Below are 16,340 nucleotides of genomic sequence, written 5' to 3'. Positions count from 1 at the left end.
TCGTCCCTGAGAACGCCTGGCTACGCTGGTATCTCTGACTGGATGCCCAAGGCTGAGTTTACGGCGTCCCGAATCTCGCGATACCGCTCCGGATTGCTGATCAGTGTATCCAGATTGTCCTCAGGGAACATCTCTTTCAGCTTGGATCTGGCGGATTCTCCGGCAAATACCGCCGGGAACAATTGCTCCAGGGCACGCAGCATCACCTCAGGTGACACCGAAGCGCCAGGCGACGCCCCAAGTATTGTGCCGTAGGTTTTATCCTTCGACACGATAATCTCTGTGCCCATCTGCAGATCCCCATCCTTGATAATCTGAACCCGCTGGCCAGCCTCAACAGGCTTCCAGTCAAACCTGGAGCTCAGGCCCGGAGCGAATTTCTCCAGCGACTCCAGCATGCTTTTTTCACCTTTGAAGGTCTCAGAAACCAGGTATTTCACGAGAGGGAAATGCTCTATCGCGACGCTCAGCAACCCGGGGATATCGTGCAGGCGCATGGCCTTCAGATAATCAATGAATCCGCGCCCTTTTTCCAGAACGGGCTTGAATGAGGCAAATGGGCCGAACAGCAAATAATGCCTGCCATCAGACACCCGCAGGTCCAGATGCGGCACAGACATTGGAGGTGCGCCAACTTCCGCCTTGCCGTAGGTTTTTGCGCGGTATTGACGGGCCTGCTCTTCGGTAATTTCCGCCTGCAGAAAACGCCCGCCCACCGGAAAACCAGTAAACCGCCGGGCAAACGGCAAATGACTTTTCTTGAGAATGGGGAAGGCACCCCCGCCCGCGCCAACAAACAGTATGTCGGCTCGATGCTGAACGGCAGCGCCCCGGCTTTGTGTTTCTACCAACCAGCTCCCCGCTGGGTTTCGGTGCACCCGCTTTACATGGACGCCATACTCGACTTTTACGCCCAACTGCTTCGTCGCGTATTCCGCCATCTGTTCAGTCAGGGCACCAAAATTCACATCGGTTCCCGTTTCCACAACGGTCGCTGCCATTTTTTCATTCCGGGGCCGGCCGTCCATGGTGTAGGGAATCCAGCTCTTGATCTCGTCAAACTCCTCGGAAAAGCGCATGCGCTCAAAAAAATGGTGAGCGGACATTTCCTTGAAGCGTAGCTTGAGTTCCTCGATGGACGGCTCGGAGACCAGAGTGCAATGGCGGGTCTGGTTGATGAAGCTAGTGGGCTCTTTTATCGCACCTTTTCGAACAAGGTAGGCCCAGAACTGCTTGGCAACGTTGAACTGGGCATGGATTTTCAAGGCTTTCTCCACCGAGATTACCTCGCCATCCACCGGCGTATAGTTAAGCTCGCAGTTGGCCTCGTGGCCTGTGCCGGCATTGTTGAAAGACCAGGAGTTGCCCGCGCCGGGGCTGTCCAGTCGCTCCAGAATGGTGATATCCAGTTCGGGCGCCAGCTCCTTCGCCAGGGTGGCAAAAGTGGTTCCCATTATTCCTGCGCCGATCACGATCACATTCATATGCCTGCCCACCAGAGTCCGTTTAATGAAGCTATTCAATAGAGTACCTGTGTTGACGTTAGCATGCTTGCGGCCAACACGGGAAATTCATCGGTGTGGCACAGTTAAATAAAAATCCGCATTCTGGGCCTACCCGACGGATGCAGTTTACGTTAAGGTAAAGGCAAGCCTGGAATGATCCACACCAGATTTCCCCAGGTTGTCTACAATGACATTAACGACACGCCCACAAGGCGTGTTTTGTTTCCTCAGGCCAACACCCCAGGAAGAGGACTATGACAACAACAAAATCGAAAGTTGTGTATTCCCCCTCGTTCACCGATGGTGCGGAATTCCGTATTCCCACGTTCAAGCTCCTTAAGCAGGATGGCAAGCTCTATAAGAGCGCCAAAGCGCCGGATCTTGAAAAAGACAAAGCCCTTCGCATCTACCGGGCCATGGTCACCACCCGGATTCTCGATGAGCGTATGCTTGCTGCCCAGCGCCAGGGGCGTCTAAGCTTCTACATGCAGTGTACCGGTGAAGAAGCCGCCGTGATCGGCAGCGCCGCCGCGCTGGATGATAACGACATGATCATGGCGCAGTACCGGGAGCAAGGCGCCCTCGCCTACCGCGGTTTTTCCATCGACGAATTCATGAACCAGCTTTTCGGCAATGAGCTTGATTATGGTAAGGGCCGGCAAATGCCCGTGCACTACGGCTCGAAAAAGCTGAATTACATGACCATCTCTTCGCCCCTGGCCACCCAGATCCCCCAGGCCACAGGCTATGCCTATGGCCAGAAGCTGGCGGGAGACGGCCACTGCACCATCACCTATTTTGGCGAAGGCGCCGCGTCCGAGGGTGATTTTCACGCGGCCCTGAACATGGCTGCTGTCCATCGCGTACCCGTCATCTTCCTGTGCCGGAACAACGGTTATGCCATTTCCACCCCCGCAGCCGAACAGTTCGCAGCCGACGGCGTAGCACCCAGAGCCTATGGCTACAAGATGGACGTTATCCGGGTAGACGGTAACGACGTACTGGCCATGTATGAAGCCACCAGAACCGCCCGGGAGCTGGCCGTCAAACACAATCGACCGGTATTGATCGAGGCCATGAGCTACCGCCTTGCGGCCCACTCCTCCTCCGACGACCCGTCCGGTTATCGCAGCAAAGACGAGGAAGCGGTATGGCGCGAGAAAGACCCGATCCTGCGCATGCGCCTGTGGCTGGAAAGCAAGAAATGGTGGAGTGAGGACGACGAAAAACAGTTCCAGGAAAACATGCGCCGGGAAGTGCTGGAAACCATGAAGCGGGCCCAGAAGCGTTCGCCACCAGCCCTCGAAACTCTGGTTACCGATGTCTACGACGAAGTACCTCCCATGCTGGCCGAGCAGTTTGAGAAACTGAAGGCTCACATTCGTCGATATCCGGATGAGTACCCAAAGAGCGCCGAACACGTTAAGGGAGGAGCGTGAGATGACCAAGATGAATATGCTCCAGGCCATCAACAATGCCCTGGATACCGCCATGGCGGCCGATGACAAAGTGTTGTGTTTCGGTGAAGACGTGGGCGTTTTTGGCGGCGTGTTCCGCGCTACCAGTAATCTTCAACAGAAATACGGCAAGTCCCGCTGTTTCAACACACCGCTGGTGGAACAGGGCATTATCGGTTTTGCCAACGGTCTGGCCGCCCAGGGCTCTGTGCCGGTGGCTGAAATCCAGTTTGCCGACTACATCTTCCCGGCCTTCGATCAGATCGTGAACGAATCGGCGAAATACCGCTATCGCTCCGGCAACCTCTTTAACGTTGGTGGTCTGACCATTCGTGCACCCTACGGTGGTGGCATTGCCGGCGGCCTTTACCACTCACAATCCCCGGAAGCCTATTTCGCACACACCCCGGGGCTCAAGATTGTAGTACCCCGCAACCCGCACCAGGCCAAGGGCCTGCTGCTGGCAGCCATCCACGATCCGAACCCGGTACTGTTCTTTGAGCCCAAGCGCCTGTACCGGGCGTCTGTGGGCGAAGTGCCTGATGAAGATTACCGCCTGCCTCTGGGTGAAGCCGAGATCACCAAGGAAGGCACTGACGTGACCATTCTTGGCTGGGGCGCCCAGATGGACGTAATTGATCAGGCGGTTGAGCGCGCTGAAAAGGAAGGCATTTCCTGCGAGGTGATTGACCTTCGGTCGATCCTGCCCTGGGATGTGGAAACCGTGGCCAATTCCGTGCTCAAAACCGGGCGCCTTGTGATTACCCACGAAGCTCCTCTCACTGGAGGCTTTGCCGGCGAAATTGCAGCGACCATTCAGGAGCGCTGCTTCCTGTACCTGGAATCTCCCATTGCGCGGGTAACCGGGATGGACACCCCCTTCCCGCTGGTGCTTGAGAAGGAGCACCTGCCGAATCACCTGAAGGTCTACGAGGCCATCAGGGAAAGCGTGGAATTCTAGGCGGATATCAGGACAGGAGAACAAGCATGAGTGATTTTATTCTGCCCGATATCGGCGAAGGTATCGTGGAATGTGAACTGGTCAAATGGCTGGTAGCTGAAGGCGACGTCATCGAGGAAGACCAGCCGGTGGCCGAAGTGATGACTGACAAGGCGCTGGTGGAAATTCCTGCCCCCTACAAGGGCCGGGTTACCCGTCTCTATTACAGGGAAGGCGATATCGCGAAGGTGCATGCGCCACTGTTCGAGTTGGTGGATGAGAGTGGCGAGGCCGGGGTGCCGGCACCAGCAAGCGCTGAAGAGTCGTCGCAGGTAGATGCTGCCCCGGAAGCTGTAGCCAAAGCGGAACCCGCACAAGGCGGGGACGATAATGCGACTGAAGACTTTATTTTACCCGACATCGGTGAAGGGATTGTCGAGTGCGAGGTGGTTGAATGGCGCGTCGCCGAGGGCGACGAGATCGAAGAAGATCAGCCGGTCGTGGACGTGATGACCGATAAGGCCATGGTTGAGATCACCGCCCCCAAGGCCGGACGAATCACCAAGCTCTACCACGAGCAGCAATCCATGGCGCGGGTGCATTCACCGCTGTTTGCCTTCATCCCACGGGATCGTGAAGAGACTCCTCAGCCAAAGAGTGAATCCAGGCCGTCGGCGGACGCCGCGCCCACAAAAGCGACACCGGTGGAAACCGGCACCCGGGCCCGGATTCCAGCAAGCCCGGCGGTCCGTCGTTTGGTGCGCGAGCACGAGCTGAACCTGGGCGACATTGCCGGTTCCGGCAAGGATGGCCGGGTGCTTAAGGCAGATGTTCTGGCGCATTTGGAACAGCCCAAATCAGAGCCCAGCGCCACCGAACGTCAGGCTGAACCCAGCACGGCGCCTCGCCGCCACGCCGAAGGTGATCAGCAAGTCCGCGTGGAACCGATCAAAGGCATGAAAGCGGCCATGGCCAAGGCGATGGTTCAATCCGCAACCACCATCCCTCACTTTATCTACAGTGAGGATATTGATGTAACCGACTTGCTCAGGCTTCGGGAACAGCTGAAGCCGGAGGCTGAAGCCAAAGGCACCCGGCTAACGCTCATGCCATTCTTCATGAAGGCCATGGCCCTGGCTGTTCAGGAATACCCGGTATTGAACAGTCAGTTAAACGAGGACGTGACCGAAATCCACTACCTGCCCCACTGCAACATTGGCATGGCGGTAGATGGCAAAGCTGGCCTGGTAGTGCCCAACGTCAAGCATGTTGAACAGCTCACCCTGCTGGGTATCGCCGAGGAAATCGCTCGGTTGACTGAGGCCGCCCGTTCCGGACGTGTCAGCCAGGATGATCTCAAAGGCGGCACCATCACCATTTCCAATATCGGCGCATTGGGCGGCACCTACGCAGCGCCCATCATCAACGCACCGGAAGTGGCGATTGTGGCACTGGGCCGCACCCAGAAACTACCGCGTTTCGACGCCAATGGTCAGGTGGTTGAGCGGGCGATCATGACGATCAGCTGGGCCGGCGATCACCGCATTATTGATGGCGGCACCATCGCGCGGTTCTGCAATCTATGGAAAAGCTATCTGGAGTCGCCCCAGACCATGCTGTTGCATATGGGCTGACGGGCTGTGATGGAGCAGGAAAAGCATCTTCAGCAATTCTATATACCGGAAGAGCAGTCGATCTACCTGCTCAGCCACGATGATGCCAAGAAGCTCAAGGACTGGGTGGCGCTTTGCGTTGCCCAGCTCCGCCAACTGGGTTACCGGGATGTTGAACTGATTGGCAAGGGCGCCTATGGGTTTGTGTTTGCCGGCCGTTTTCCCGGCCTGGACACACCAGGCCCGGAGCATGTGTTCAAATTCACTCGCATCAACCTGCCCCAGCACCTACAGGATCGCCTGGAAGACGAAGCCTTCATTCTGGAGCAGGTGCATCACCCCAGAGTGCCGCGACTGATCGCCTTCCAGCGCGCCAACAACCAACCTATCCTGGTCATGGAGCGAGCTGCGGGGCTCAATCTGGAAGAAGTCTCCCTGCAGGAAGGCCGCCTGAAGCCCCGACTTGTTATTCGAATTGCGGACCAACTGGCGGATATTCTGCGCTGCCTGCGCCGGGAAAACGGGCCCGCCGGCCGCCCCATTGTTCACGGCGACATCAAACCGTCCAACCTGGTGTTTGACGCCCGCACTGAAAATATTGCGCTGATTGACTGGGGGTCTTCGGTGTTCGCCCAGCTGGATGCCAATCAACAGTTCGTCACGGCGAATGTGATGGAACTGATGTCGGATAACCTTCAGCAGACCAATGCCAGACTGGGTGATGTCTATTTTATCGGCGAGGAGCAGCTGAACGGCGGGCTATCCTCGCCCCGTTTTGATGAACAGGGCGCCGCCGGAACCCTGTACGCCCTCGCCTCTGCACAATCCTGTCGATTCGGCCACCGGGCTATTCCGGCTACGTCTCTGGGGCTTCCCATGGAATTTGCCCGTATGCTCGATGGCATGCTGTCGCCCGACCCGGAGACTCGCCGCAAGGCTGGTGATTACTACTTGCGGGAAATGCCCCGAATGGCACGCACGGTCATGATTGACCTGCCAGAGCGGCCGACCACTCCGCAGGTACCGGTGTGGGTGCGGGCGTCCGGGCAGGAAATTGATACCGTGGTCTACAGTTCCCGGAAATCGTTTTTGCGGGAGGAAGGCGCGCCGGAGACCCTGAGTGATGTCAACGACGTCCAGCTCGACCGCTACTACAAGAACTTCATGCAGGGCATGGGAGAAACCGAGAAAGCGTTTCTGGCGGCGGTTAGTCGGCTCGGACGCTACCCCGTAGAAGGTGGCCTGGCGGTACGCTGGGAAACCGACGGCATCTATATCGATACCTCTCTGAACCTGCATGATCCGACGTTGAAATCGGCCTTTGTCCAGGCCGTCAATAACATGGTGTACCTGGCCCAGGCCATCTACCGCAAAGGAATATTCAAAAGCTGCCTGTTCAACGCCCGTAACACCCTGCACATTGATCGTGAAGACCCGGGCCAGCCGTTTCTGGTCTCCCCCGGCATGAATCTACACTACGAAGTGAGCGCAGCACCGGAAGTGGAAGATGAAAGCCGCGTGCATTCCTATTTTGAGGATGGGCCCGACCCGGAAGAATTCCTGGTATTGCCCGAGACGATTATCCGGGCACTGGAACGTCTGAACGACATTCACCACACCGGTATGATCATCTTCGAAGCCCTGCCCCGGCACCTGAAGATCCACAGTCATTACCGGCTGCTGGATCCTGAGCGGGAACCGGAATTCCGGGAACTGCTGGGCGAGATCCTGTCTGCGGTAGAGCAGATTACCGGGCTTGGCGTGTCCGGATATATGAAGATGCCCTACAAGGACACCCGGTTTTTCCCACACATCGAGCGGCTACCCGACCGGTACTACCCCCGAAACCCGAGAACCGAGAGCGTTAGCTGACCGCCCGGGATAACTGGCGCCGGGCACGAACCACATCTGCCATAATCGACAGGGCAATCTCGGCCGGTGTTTTGCTGCCGATATCCAGTCCTACCGGCATATGAATACGCTGAATCTCGGCCTTAGTGAGCCCACCACTGCGCCTCAACCGTTCCGCCCGGGCTTTTGAGGTGCGCATTGAGCCCATGACACCGATATAGCCCGCTGGCGTTTTGACCGCGGCCATCATCGCCAGGTCATCAATCCTTGGATCGTGCGTGGTGGCCACTACGGCCGTCGAGGGCGTACAGACACCGTCTTTGCCGAGGTATACGGACGGCAGCTGAGCAATAAACTCGACACCTTCGGGCAAATCGAGTGTGCCTGCAATGTCTTCCCGTGGGTCGCAAAGCACCACCTCATAACCCAGACCCAGAGCAAACCGGGCGCAGGCGTCCGCTACTGTTGAATATCCGGCCAGGATCAATTGTGCGACGGGTGCGACGACAATCTTTATGGTCTCGCTTCCCTGCTCCCAAACGACTCGGCTGCCGTGATCATCGACAGGGTTGAGGCTGGCGCTACCACGAGCCAGGTCTACTTCCCGCTCCAGGGCTTCACCATTTGAAAGCCCATTCAACAGTGTCCGCAGCTGATCGACAAAATGTGACTCCGGAGATCGCTTTTCCACCAGTACTTCCAATGCACCCCCACAGGGCAGCTTTACGCTTGGATTCCTGTTTTCCTCGCTGGCGCCACCATATCTAATGACAACGGATGACAAGGTATATTCCCCCTGCATCAGTCGATCCAGGAAATCCTCTTCAACACAGCCGCCGGACAATGAGCCCACATGCGCTCCGTCGCCTTTCGCTACCATCATCGCTCCGGGTTCCCGGGGGGAAGAGCCGAACGTGGACAGCACGGTGCACAGCCAGATCGTGTGCCCCTGCTCCAGCCAGTCAATGGCCTGCTGTATAACGCGATAATCGAGATTTTGCATGCTTGGTCTGCCAAAACTGCCGGGGATGCTCTGCCCGTTCTGTGCCTGATGGGTTGTGACAATACCAGCAACCTCCGCAACATCCTACGGGCACCTTGCGCCAACTTGTTAACCACTTCATAGGCGCAACTATTAATCCCTGATACCGTGAAGATACTCAGTAACAATATGTAAACAACAATACCAATGAGCCTCTGGAGGGATTCGCCATGAAACGCTCACCGTTGCAGGGACGCCGAAAAACCGCCGCGCAAAGCCTGGCCGTTGTCTCAAGCCTTGCCATCTGCAGCTGGGCCCAGGCAGCCTCTCCCACCCATACCGTCTTTGCTGCGGAAAATGCGCTTTATGGGTCCGGTTACGATATCGGCACGGCCGACGGCTGGATAGACTCCAAGCTGCGAACTGCCATTCGTCAGTATCAGTCCGATCGCCCCGAGCTCTCAGCAAGCGGAAATCTGGATTCAGCCACGCTCAAATCCCTTGGTGTGGAGGCGGCTCCGACCCTGACGATCCAGAGCAATTCTGTCGCTTCCCGGTCTGCCGCTCGCAATCAGCTCGGGCTTGCCGCAAACTCTCGGCCTACCGCCCGCTCCGTGGCCGCTGTCGCACCTGAGTCCAAGCCGGAACCGGCCCCCGAAATTAAGGAGCCTGAACCGGAAACCGTCGAGCCGGAGGTCGTGGATACTACGGAACCGCGAGAAAATCAGGTAGCGGCCCTAGAGCCGGCAGTGCAATCCGTCCCAGAAGAAGATTCTGAACTCGGTCCGAATGAAAGCCATAAAGACCAGCGTGTTACAGAGCTTTCTTCATCCGTTTCCGAAAGTTATCAAACGCCAGTCACCGCAGATCAGGAGCCGGCAGAAGTTGTCGAGGTGGTCACTGGCGATAACGAGGAACTGATCGCCCAACTGCCCACCGAGCCTACCGCAGCGGGCCCGGACGAGCCGCTCGTCGCTGAAGAAGAGCCGGAACCCGTGATTGTTGATGCGCCAGTGGCAAACGCCAACGAGCCGGTTGCTAATCAGGATACAAAGGCCGAATCGCGCCCACAGAGCAGCGGTGGCTTCTTCTCCTGGCTGTTTGATTTCTTCTTCGGCTGGATAGCCTGATATTGAAGGCGGCAGGCTCAGTCCTGCCGCTTCATGCGCTCCACATCGGCTTTCGCATCTCTCAGGAAGGATTCAACCGTCTCGCCGGGCAGCAGCAACTGCTGTTCAATCATTGAATCCCGCCAGTCTGATTCTTCAAAGATGCAGCGATACTCGTTAGGAAATTCTACATACAGGCGCTTGAAGTACTCCCGCGCGAGCACCTTGTTGGGTTCCTTGCGGCGCGACTGCAACACCGCCATGTTGTACAGGGCACCGGCCCGGATATGATCCGGCTGACTTTCATCCTGATAGATCTTATCCAGTCGGCCCAGCACCTCTTTCAAACCGGTTAACCGGTATTCCTTGAGAATCTCCGCCGCAGACTCCATTACTCGGTCTTCCCCGTGCCTGCACGGAGAGTTGGCGTGGTCTTCGACGTACTGATCCACCGCCCGCTCCACTTCATGGCGGTGCTTGTGGTCCTGTTTCTGCTCATACACAAAACCGGTGCCAACGCCGGTGGCAATGGTACCTGGCATACAACCGCTGACCAGGCCCGCGCCCAGCGCGATTGCGCTCGCCAGCCACACAGCTTTAAGAGATTGCGTGTTTGTCATCTGGTCATCCCTGATGGAGTGGAATACGTAGGTTACAATTGAAATGTACTGAGTAACACAAGGTAACTGTCCTGCCGCGGCAGAACCGTGATCCTTGTTCTAAAACTGAAAAGGAGTGAACGAATGGCCAATACCAAAGCATACGCCGCCACTGCCCCGGATTCCGGCCTGGCCCCCTACGCCATTGATCGCCGGGAGCTCCGTGCAGACGATGTAGCGATCGAGATCGACTACTGCGGCGTCTGCCACAGTGACCTCCACACCGTTGAAGATGATTGGGGTGGTTCAAAATATCCGGTCATTCCGGGCCACGAAATTGTTGGCCGGGTCACCGCAGTTGGGCCGGAGGTCAGTCACTTCAAAGCCGGCGACCTGGTGGGCGTGGGCTGCATGGTAGACAGCTGTCGCAGTTGCTCCGCCTGCGACTCCGGACTGGAGCAGTACTGCATTGAAGGCTCCACCATGACCTACGGCAGCCTGGATCGTCACGATGGCTCGGTCACCCACGGCGGCTATTCCGAGCGGATTGTTGTCAGCGAACGTTTTGTGGTCCGGGTGCCAGAAAAACTCGACCCCGCCAGTGCGGCTCCCATTCTGTGCGCAGGCATCACCACCTATTCCCCACTCAAGCACTTCAAGGTGGGCAAAGGTCACAAGGTTGGCGTGCTCGGTATGGGCGGCCTCGGCCACATGGGCGTAAAATTTGCCAAAGCGCTGGGCGCCGAAGTCACAATTTTCACTCGCTCAGAAGCGAAGGTGGCGGAAGCGAAGAAGCAGGGTGCGGACCACGTTATCATCTCCACCGACAAGGAGCAGATGAAAGCCGCCGCCGATTCTTTCGATTTTCTGCTCGACACTATTCCGGTGGCCCACGATCTCAATCCGTACCTGAAATGCCTCAAGTACGACGGCACGCATATCCTCGTGGGTTTGCTCACACCAATTGAGCCCGCCCTTCAGGCCGGTCTGCTGGTGACCAAACGCCGTGTGGTGGCTGGCTCTCTCATTGGTGGTATGCCGGAAACCCAGGAGGTTCTGGATTTCTGTGCGGAGCATGACATCACTTGTGATATCGAGATGCTGGATATCCGCAACATCAACGAAGCCTACGTTCGCATGAAGAAAGGCGATGTGAAGTATCGCTTCGTCATTGATATGAAAACGCTGAAAGAAGGCTGATCTCCCTCCCCTTGCCCGGGTGACCAATGTGTCGCCCGGGCAGTCTTTGACAATCCGCTAATAACCAATCCGGTTGCAAAGGTTTAGCATGGGTCTATCGTTACCCTATAAACCCCTGGAAATTGTCCATGACCTTTGCACGCATTGCCGGAACCGGTTCCTATCTGCCGGACAACATCGTTACCAATCGCGACCTGGAACAGAAGGTGGAGACCTCTGACCAGTGGATTCGCGAACGCACCGGTATCGAGCAACGGCATATTGCCCTGCCCGGACAAAGCACGGTGGATCTTGCTGAGCAAGCGGCCCTGAAGGCCATTGAAGCCGCCGGTATTGAAACTACCGATATTGATCTGATTGTTTTTGCCACCACCACGCCAGACAAGGTATTCCCCAGTTGCGCCTGTATCCTGCAGGCCCGGCTCGGCATTCAGGGCTGCCCTGCCTTTGATATCCAGGCGGTATGCAGCGGTTTCGTCTATTCCCTGGCCACTGCCGAGAAGTTCATTCGTACCGGTTCAAGTAAAAAGGCGCTGGTGATCGGCGCGGAGGTGTTCTCCCGCATCCTTAACTGGGAAGACCGCACCACCTGCGTGCTTTTTGGCGACGGCGCCGGTGCGGTTGTGCTCGAGGCCAGTGAGGAGACCGGCATTCTGTCTACTCATCTCCACGCCGATGGCCGGTATGAAGAGTTGCTGCACGTACCCTGCGGTATCGCTAACGATTTTGATGCGGTAAAAGCCGGCCAGGCGTTTGTGGAAATGAAAGGCAACGAAGTCTTCAAGGTGGCGGTGAACACGCTCGGCCGGATTGTCGATGAAACCCTGGAAGCCAACCAGATGCAGAAATCCGAGATCGACTGGCTGGTTCCGCACCAGGCCAACTTGCGGATTATCGCTGCCACGGCCCGAAAGCTGGATATGCCTATGGATCAGGTGGTGGTGACCGTCAATCGTCATGGCAATACGTCGGCGGCATCCATCCCGTTGGCGCTGGATGAAGCCGTCCGCGATGGTCGAATCCAGCGTGGACAGGTAGTTCTGCTGGAAGCCTTCGGCGGCGGCTTCACCTGGGGGTCGGCACTGCTACGCTACTAATTACCGGCCCCTATATGCCAAACAAGCCTTTTAATATTTATTTTTAATATTTTTCGTTCTTAAAACCTTTTGTTAGATTGCTCTTCAGATTAGAACCATCATTCTGAGGAGCTCGTTATGAAGCAACTTTTCAAGGGAATCGCGCTCGGCGCCGCCCTGCTCTCCGCCCAACCGGTACTGGCTGCAGACCGGGAGCTGCTCAACACTTCTTACGACATCGCCCGCGAACTGTTCGCTGCCTACAACGAAGAGTTCAAAAAGCACTGGCAGGAAAAGACTGGCGAAACGGTCGAAATCAAACAGTCCCATGCAGGTTCATCCAAGCAGGCACAGGCCATTATCCAGGGCCTGAAAGCCGATGTTGCAACGTTCAACCAGGTGACCGACATCGACATCCTGCACCAGCGCGGTCGCCTGATTCCTGAAGACTGGGCCGATCGCCTGCCGAACAACAGCTCGCCCTACTACTCAACCATGGCGTTTCTGGTGCGTGAGGGTAATCCCAAGAATATCCAGAACTGGGACGACCTGATCCGCGAAGACGTTCAACTGGTGATGCCGAACCCGAAAACCTCCGGAAACGGCCGTTACACCTACCTGGCCGCTATGGGCTACGCCCAGGATCAGTTTGGCGACGATCAGGAAAAGATTGATCAGTTCATGGCGGACCTGCTCGGTCAGGTACGCGTTTTTGACAGCGGCGGTCGTGGTGCCACCACCACATTCGTTGAGCGCGGCATCGGCGATGTCCTGCTGACCTTCGAGTCGGAGGTTCTGAACATTGCAGACCGTTTCGAGAACGGTGAATACGTGGCTGTTACGCCGAAGGTAAGCTTCCTGGCCGAATTCCCGGTGACCTGGATTGACGACTACGTTGAACAGAATGGCACCGCCGAGCTGGCCAAGGAGTACCTGGAGCACCTTTATACCGAAGACTCCCAGCGCCTGCTGGCAGGCTTCAACTACCGTGTTCACAACGACGCCGTGAAAGCCGAGAATGCCGATCGCTTCCCGGAACTGAAACTGCTGTCCATCGAAGAGATTGCCGGTGGCTGGGAAAACGCAATGAGTACCCATTTCAGCAGTGGCGGCAAGCTGGACCAGTTGCAGCGGCGCCGGTAAGAGCAAGCTATGCCCACCTCCGCTCAAGCAGGCGTCGCCCCCGTGCGGCGCCTTGGTCGTCGTAACAAACGGGTATTGCCGGGGTTCGGTCTGAGCCTCGGCATTTCTCTGTTTTTTGTCAGCCTGGTTTTGCTGCTGCCGATGACCGGGCTGGTCGTCGAAACCTCCGGCATGACCTGGGACCAGTTCTGGTTCACCATCACCGATCCGCGCGTGGTGGAGTCCTACAAGGTTACGTTATGGACGGCCCTGGCAGCTTCACTATTCAATGGCCTGTTCGGGTTGCTGTTGGCCTGGGTGCTGGTGCGCTATGAGTTTCCGGGCAAGCGTATTGTCGACGCCGTGGTCGACCTGCCCTTTGCCTTGCCGACTGCCGTCGCCGGCATCACCCTGGCAACGTTGTTTTCCCAGAATGGCTGGTACGGCCAATGGCTGGCCAAAATCGGTGTGGAGGTTGCGTTTACGCCGCTGGGCATCGTGGTGGCCATGGCTTTCACCAGTATCCCGTTTGTGGTGCGTACAGTGCAGCCGGTGCTTGAAGAGCTGTCGCCAGCCGATGAAGAAGCCGCCGTTAGTTTGGGAGCGTCTGACGGGCGCGTGTTCCGCAAGGTTATATTCCCATCACTCTGGCCCGCCCTGGTAACTGGAATCGCGTTGTCCTTCACGCGGAGCCTGGGAGAGTTCGGTGCGATTATCTTTATCGCCGGCAACACGCCCTATGTCAGCGAAGTCACCAGCCTGATGATCTTCATCCGTCTGCAGGAGTATGACTACGCGGCCGCCAGTGCTATCGCATCGCTGGTGTTGCTGGCGTCGCTGATTCTACTGTTCTCCATCAACCTCTGGCAGGGTCGATACCTGCGCAGGCTGGAGGGTCGATAGATGGCTGCGCAAAACCGCCGTATTGGTGACCAACCCTGGGTGCGCCGCAGCCTGATCGGGCTGGCCCTCTCGATCACCCTGATCATGCTGGTGATTCCGGTCGTGGTGATCTTTACACAGGCACTGAGCACAGGCTGGAGCGCTTTTGCCGGCAATGTCCTGGATGAATACACCTTGGATGCCATCGGCCTGACTCTATTTGTGGCCGCACTCACGGTGCCGCTTAACCTGGTCTTCGGGACAGCCCTCGCCTGGTCGGTTACTCGGTTCCGTTTTCCCGGGCGCAAGCTGTTGATCACCTTGATCGATATTCCATTTGCGGTATCACCGGTTGTTGCCGGTCTGCTGTACCTGCTGCTCTATGGCCGGAACGGCTGGCTAGGCAGTTGGCTGAGCAACTACGACGTTCAGTTGATGTTCTCCTGGCCCGGCATCGTGATGGTCACCGTATTCGTAACCTGTCCGTTTGTGGCCAGGGAGCTGATCCCCTTGATGCAGCAACAAGGCAGCGAGGAGGAGGAAGCCGGCGTGGTGCTGGGCGCTTCCGGCTGGCGGATTTTTCGCAAGATCACACTGCCTAATATCAAGTGGGCATTGATCTACGGTGTGGTGCTGACCAACGCCCGGGCCGTGGGTGAATTCGGCGCGGTCTCGGTGGTATCCGGCAATGTTCGCGGAGAAACCAATACCTTACCGCTGCATGTTGAACTGCTTTATCAGGATTACAATATTGTCGGGGCCTTTGCCAGCGCTTCGCTGCTGGCCGGTATCGCCATCCTGACACTGATTGCAAAAGCATTTGTCGAATGGCGTCAGTCCCGAGCTGAACACGCGACGCCCGAAGAAGGAGGTGCGTGACATGAGTATCACCATTGACCAGATCAACAAGCACTTCGGCGGCTTTCAGGCGCTGAAGAATGTCTCTCTGGATATCCCCGAAGGCCAGCTCACCGCTCTTCTCGGCCCTTCTGGCTCCGGCAAAACCACCCTACTCCGGATTATTGCCGGACTGGAGTCTTCGGATTCCGGCCGGGTCCTGTTCGGTGGTGACGATGTCAGCCAGTTACACGTTCGCGACCGAAACATCGGGTTTGTGTTTCAGCATTACGCCCTGTTCCGGCACCTGACCGTTGCCGAGAACATCGCGTTCGGCCTGGAGTCGCTCCCCAAAAAGCAGCGCCCCTCAAAGCAGGAGATCCGCCAACGGGTGGCCAAGCTGCTGGAGATGATTCAGTTGCCGGAACTGGCCAAACGCTATCCGGCACAGCTATCTGGTGGGCAGAAACAGCGTGTTGCTCTGGCTCGCGCGCTGGCAACTCAGCCTCGTATTCTGCTGCTGGATGAGCCCTTCGGCGCCCTGGATGCCAAAGTACGAAAGGATTTGCGCCGCTGGCTGCGAGCGTTGCATGACGAGTACCACTTCACCAGCATTTTCGTGACCCACGATCAGGAAGAAGCGCTGGAGCTGTCAGACCAGGTGGTGGTTATGAGCCAGGGTCAGGTGGAACAGGTGAATTCACCGACCGGACTGTATGCCCGGCCAGAGAGCCGGTTCGTTTTCGACTTCCTGGGCCACGTCAACGTGTTGTCGGGCTTGGTGAAAGGTCAGAAACTGGTTCAGGGCGATGCCTGGGTATCCTTGCCGGGGATTCGCCAGGATCAGGAAGCCCAGCTCTACCTGCGCCCCCACGAAGTTCAGCTGTCCCGATCCCCCGCGGCCAAGGCCCGCCTGCCCCTGCGCATTGAAGCCATCAGCCTGATCGGCTCGGAAGTGCGTATTGAACTTGCCCCGGAAGGCTGGCAAAGCGATGAAATCTGGGAAATCGGCATGAGTCATGCGGAGTTTGCGCGCCAGAACCCCACCCGTGGTGAACTCTGGTACGCGGTACCAGACGTTGGCCACCTCTTTGTCGCCGACAGCGTTCAACCGAGAACAATCGACTGGCAATACACCGAGGCAGCCAACGCCAGCAATATGTGATC

At 57.2% G+C, this 16,340-nt stretch carries 14 protein-coding genes; 11 read left to right on the top strand and 3 right to left on the bottom strand.

Annotated elements, in window-relative coordinates; all coding sequences use genetic code 11:
- Positions 1-20 precede the first annotated feature (20 nt).
- A complete protein-coding gene (locus C7436_RS01410; protein ID WP_121206425.1) occupies positions 21-1,484 on the bottom strand; it encodes a malate:quinone oxidoreductase in 1,464 nt (487 codons plus the stop codon).
- Positions 1,485-1,759: 275 nt separating this feature from the next.
- Between C7436_RS01410 and C7436_RS01405 the strand changes: the two genes are divergently transcribed.
- From C7436_RS01405 to C7436_RS01390, 4 genes are read left to right on the top strand one after another with little or no spacing between them, the layout of a single operon-like run.
- A complete protein-coding gene (locus C7436_RS01405) occupies positions 1,760-2,944 on the top strand; it encodes a thiamine pyrophosphate-dependent dehydrogenase E1 component subunit alpha (protein WP_121206424.1) in 1,185 nt (394 codons plus the stop codon).
- A 1-nt stretch (position 2,945) separates the two neighbouring features.
- A complete protein-coding gene (locus C7436_RS01400; RefSeq protein WP_022992373.1) occupies positions 2,946-3,923 on the top strand; it encodes an alpha-ketoacid dehydrogenase subunit beta in 978 nt (325 codons plus the stop codon).
- Between the two features lie 26 nt (positions 3,924-3,949).
- Positions 3,950-5,536: a dihydrolipoyllysine-residue acetyltransferase gene (locus C7436_RS01395; RefSeq protein WP_121206423.1), complete on the top strand. Its 1,587-nt coding sequence runs from the start codon at positions 3,950-3,952 to the stop codon at positions 5,534-5,536.
- A gap of 9 nt (positions 5,537-5,545) precedes the next feature.
- Positions 5,546-7,387 (top strand): protein kinase domain-containing protein, encoded by a 1,842-nt coding sequence (locus C7436_RS01390; RefSeq protein WP_121206422.1) that lies wholly within the window; start codon positions 5,546-5,548, stop codon positions 7,385-7,387.
- Here the strand turns inward: C7436_RS01390 and C7436_RS01385 are convergent.
- Complete coding sequence (locus C7436_RS01385; protein WP_121206421.1) at positions 7,380-8,369, bottom strand: XdhC family protein; 990 nt, start codon at positions 8,367-8,369, stop codon at positions 7,380-7,382. The genes C7436_RS01390 and C7436_RS01385 overlap by 8 nt on opposite strands.
- Positions 8,370-8,578: 209 nt before the next feature.
- Here C7436_RS01385 and C7436_RS01380 point away from each other — a divergent pair, with 209 nt between their 5' ends.
- Positions 8,579-9,478: a peptidoglycan-binding domain-containing protein gene (locus tag C7436_RS01380; protein WP_121206420.1), complete on the top strand. Its 900-nt coding sequence runs from the start codon at positions 8,579-8,581 to the stop codon at positions 9,476-9,478.
- Between the two features lie 17 nt (positions 9,479-9,495).
- Here the strand turns inward: C7436_RS01380 and C7436_RS01375 are convergent, their stop codons facing one another.
- Positions 9,496-10,077: a hypothetical protein gene (locus tag C7436_RS01375; protein ID WP_121206419.1), complete on the bottom strand. Its 582-nt coding sequence runs from the start codon at positions 10,075-10,077 to the stop codon at positions 9,496-9,498.
- A gap of 123 nt (positions 10,078-10,200) precedes the next feature.
- On the opposite strand from C7436_RS01375, the gene C7436_RS01370 reads away from it, so the two are divergent.
- The 6 genes from C7436_RS01370 (at position 10,201) to C7436_RS01345 (ending at position 16,338) form a co-directional block, all read left to right on the top strand.
- Positions 10,201-11,256, top strand: a complete 1,056-nt coding sequence (locus C7436_RS01370) for an NAD(P)-dependent alcohol dehydrogenase (protein ID WP_121206418.1) — start codon at positions 10,201-10,203, stop codon at positions 11,254-11,256.
- A 128-nt stretch (positions 11,257-11,384) separates the two neighbouring features.
- Complete coding sequence (locus C7436_RS01365; protein ID WP_121206417.1) at positions 11,385-12,353, top strand: beta-ketoacyl-ACP synthase III; 969 nt, start codon at positions 11,385-11,387, stop codon at positions 12,351-12,353.
- Positions 12,354-12,470: 117 nt separating this feature from the next.
- Positions 12,471-13,475 (top strand): thiosulfate ABC transporter substrate-binding protein CysP, encoded by a 1,005-nt coding sequence (gene cysP, locus C7436_RS01360; RefSeq protein ID WP_022992380.1) that lies wholly within the window; start codon positions 12,471-12,473, stop codon positions 13,473-13,475.
- Between the two features lie 9 nt (positions 13,476-13,484).
- Complete coding sequence (cysT, locus tag C7436_RS01355; protein WP_011784864.1) at positions 13,485-14,357, top strand: sulfate/thiosulfate ABC transporter permease CysT; 873 nt, start codon at positions 13,485-13,487, stop codon at positions 14,355-14,357.
- Positions 14,358-15,215, top strand: a complete 858-nt coding sequence (gene cysW, locus C7436_RS01350; protein WP_023008301.1) for a sulfate ABC transporter permease subunit CysW — start codon at positions 14,358-14,360, stop codon at positions 15,213-15,215. It begins immediately after the preceding gene.
- 1 nt (position 15,216) lies between these two features.
- Entirely contained in the window at positions 15,217-16,338 is a 1,122-nt protein-coding gene (locus tag C7436_RS01345; protein ID WP_113879776.1) for a sulfate/molybdate ABC transporter ATP-binding protein, read from the top strand.
- The last annotated feature ends 2 nt before the right edge of the window (positions 16,339-16,340 follow it).

The organism is Marinobacter nauticus (genome assembly GCF_003634635.1).
GTDB lineage: Bacteria > Pseudomonadota > Gammaproteobacteria > Pseudomonadales > Oleiphilaceae > Marinobacter > Marinobacter nauticus.
Note: the sequence above shows the minus strand (reverse complement) of the source record. Positions and strands in the feature narration are given on the sequence as shown.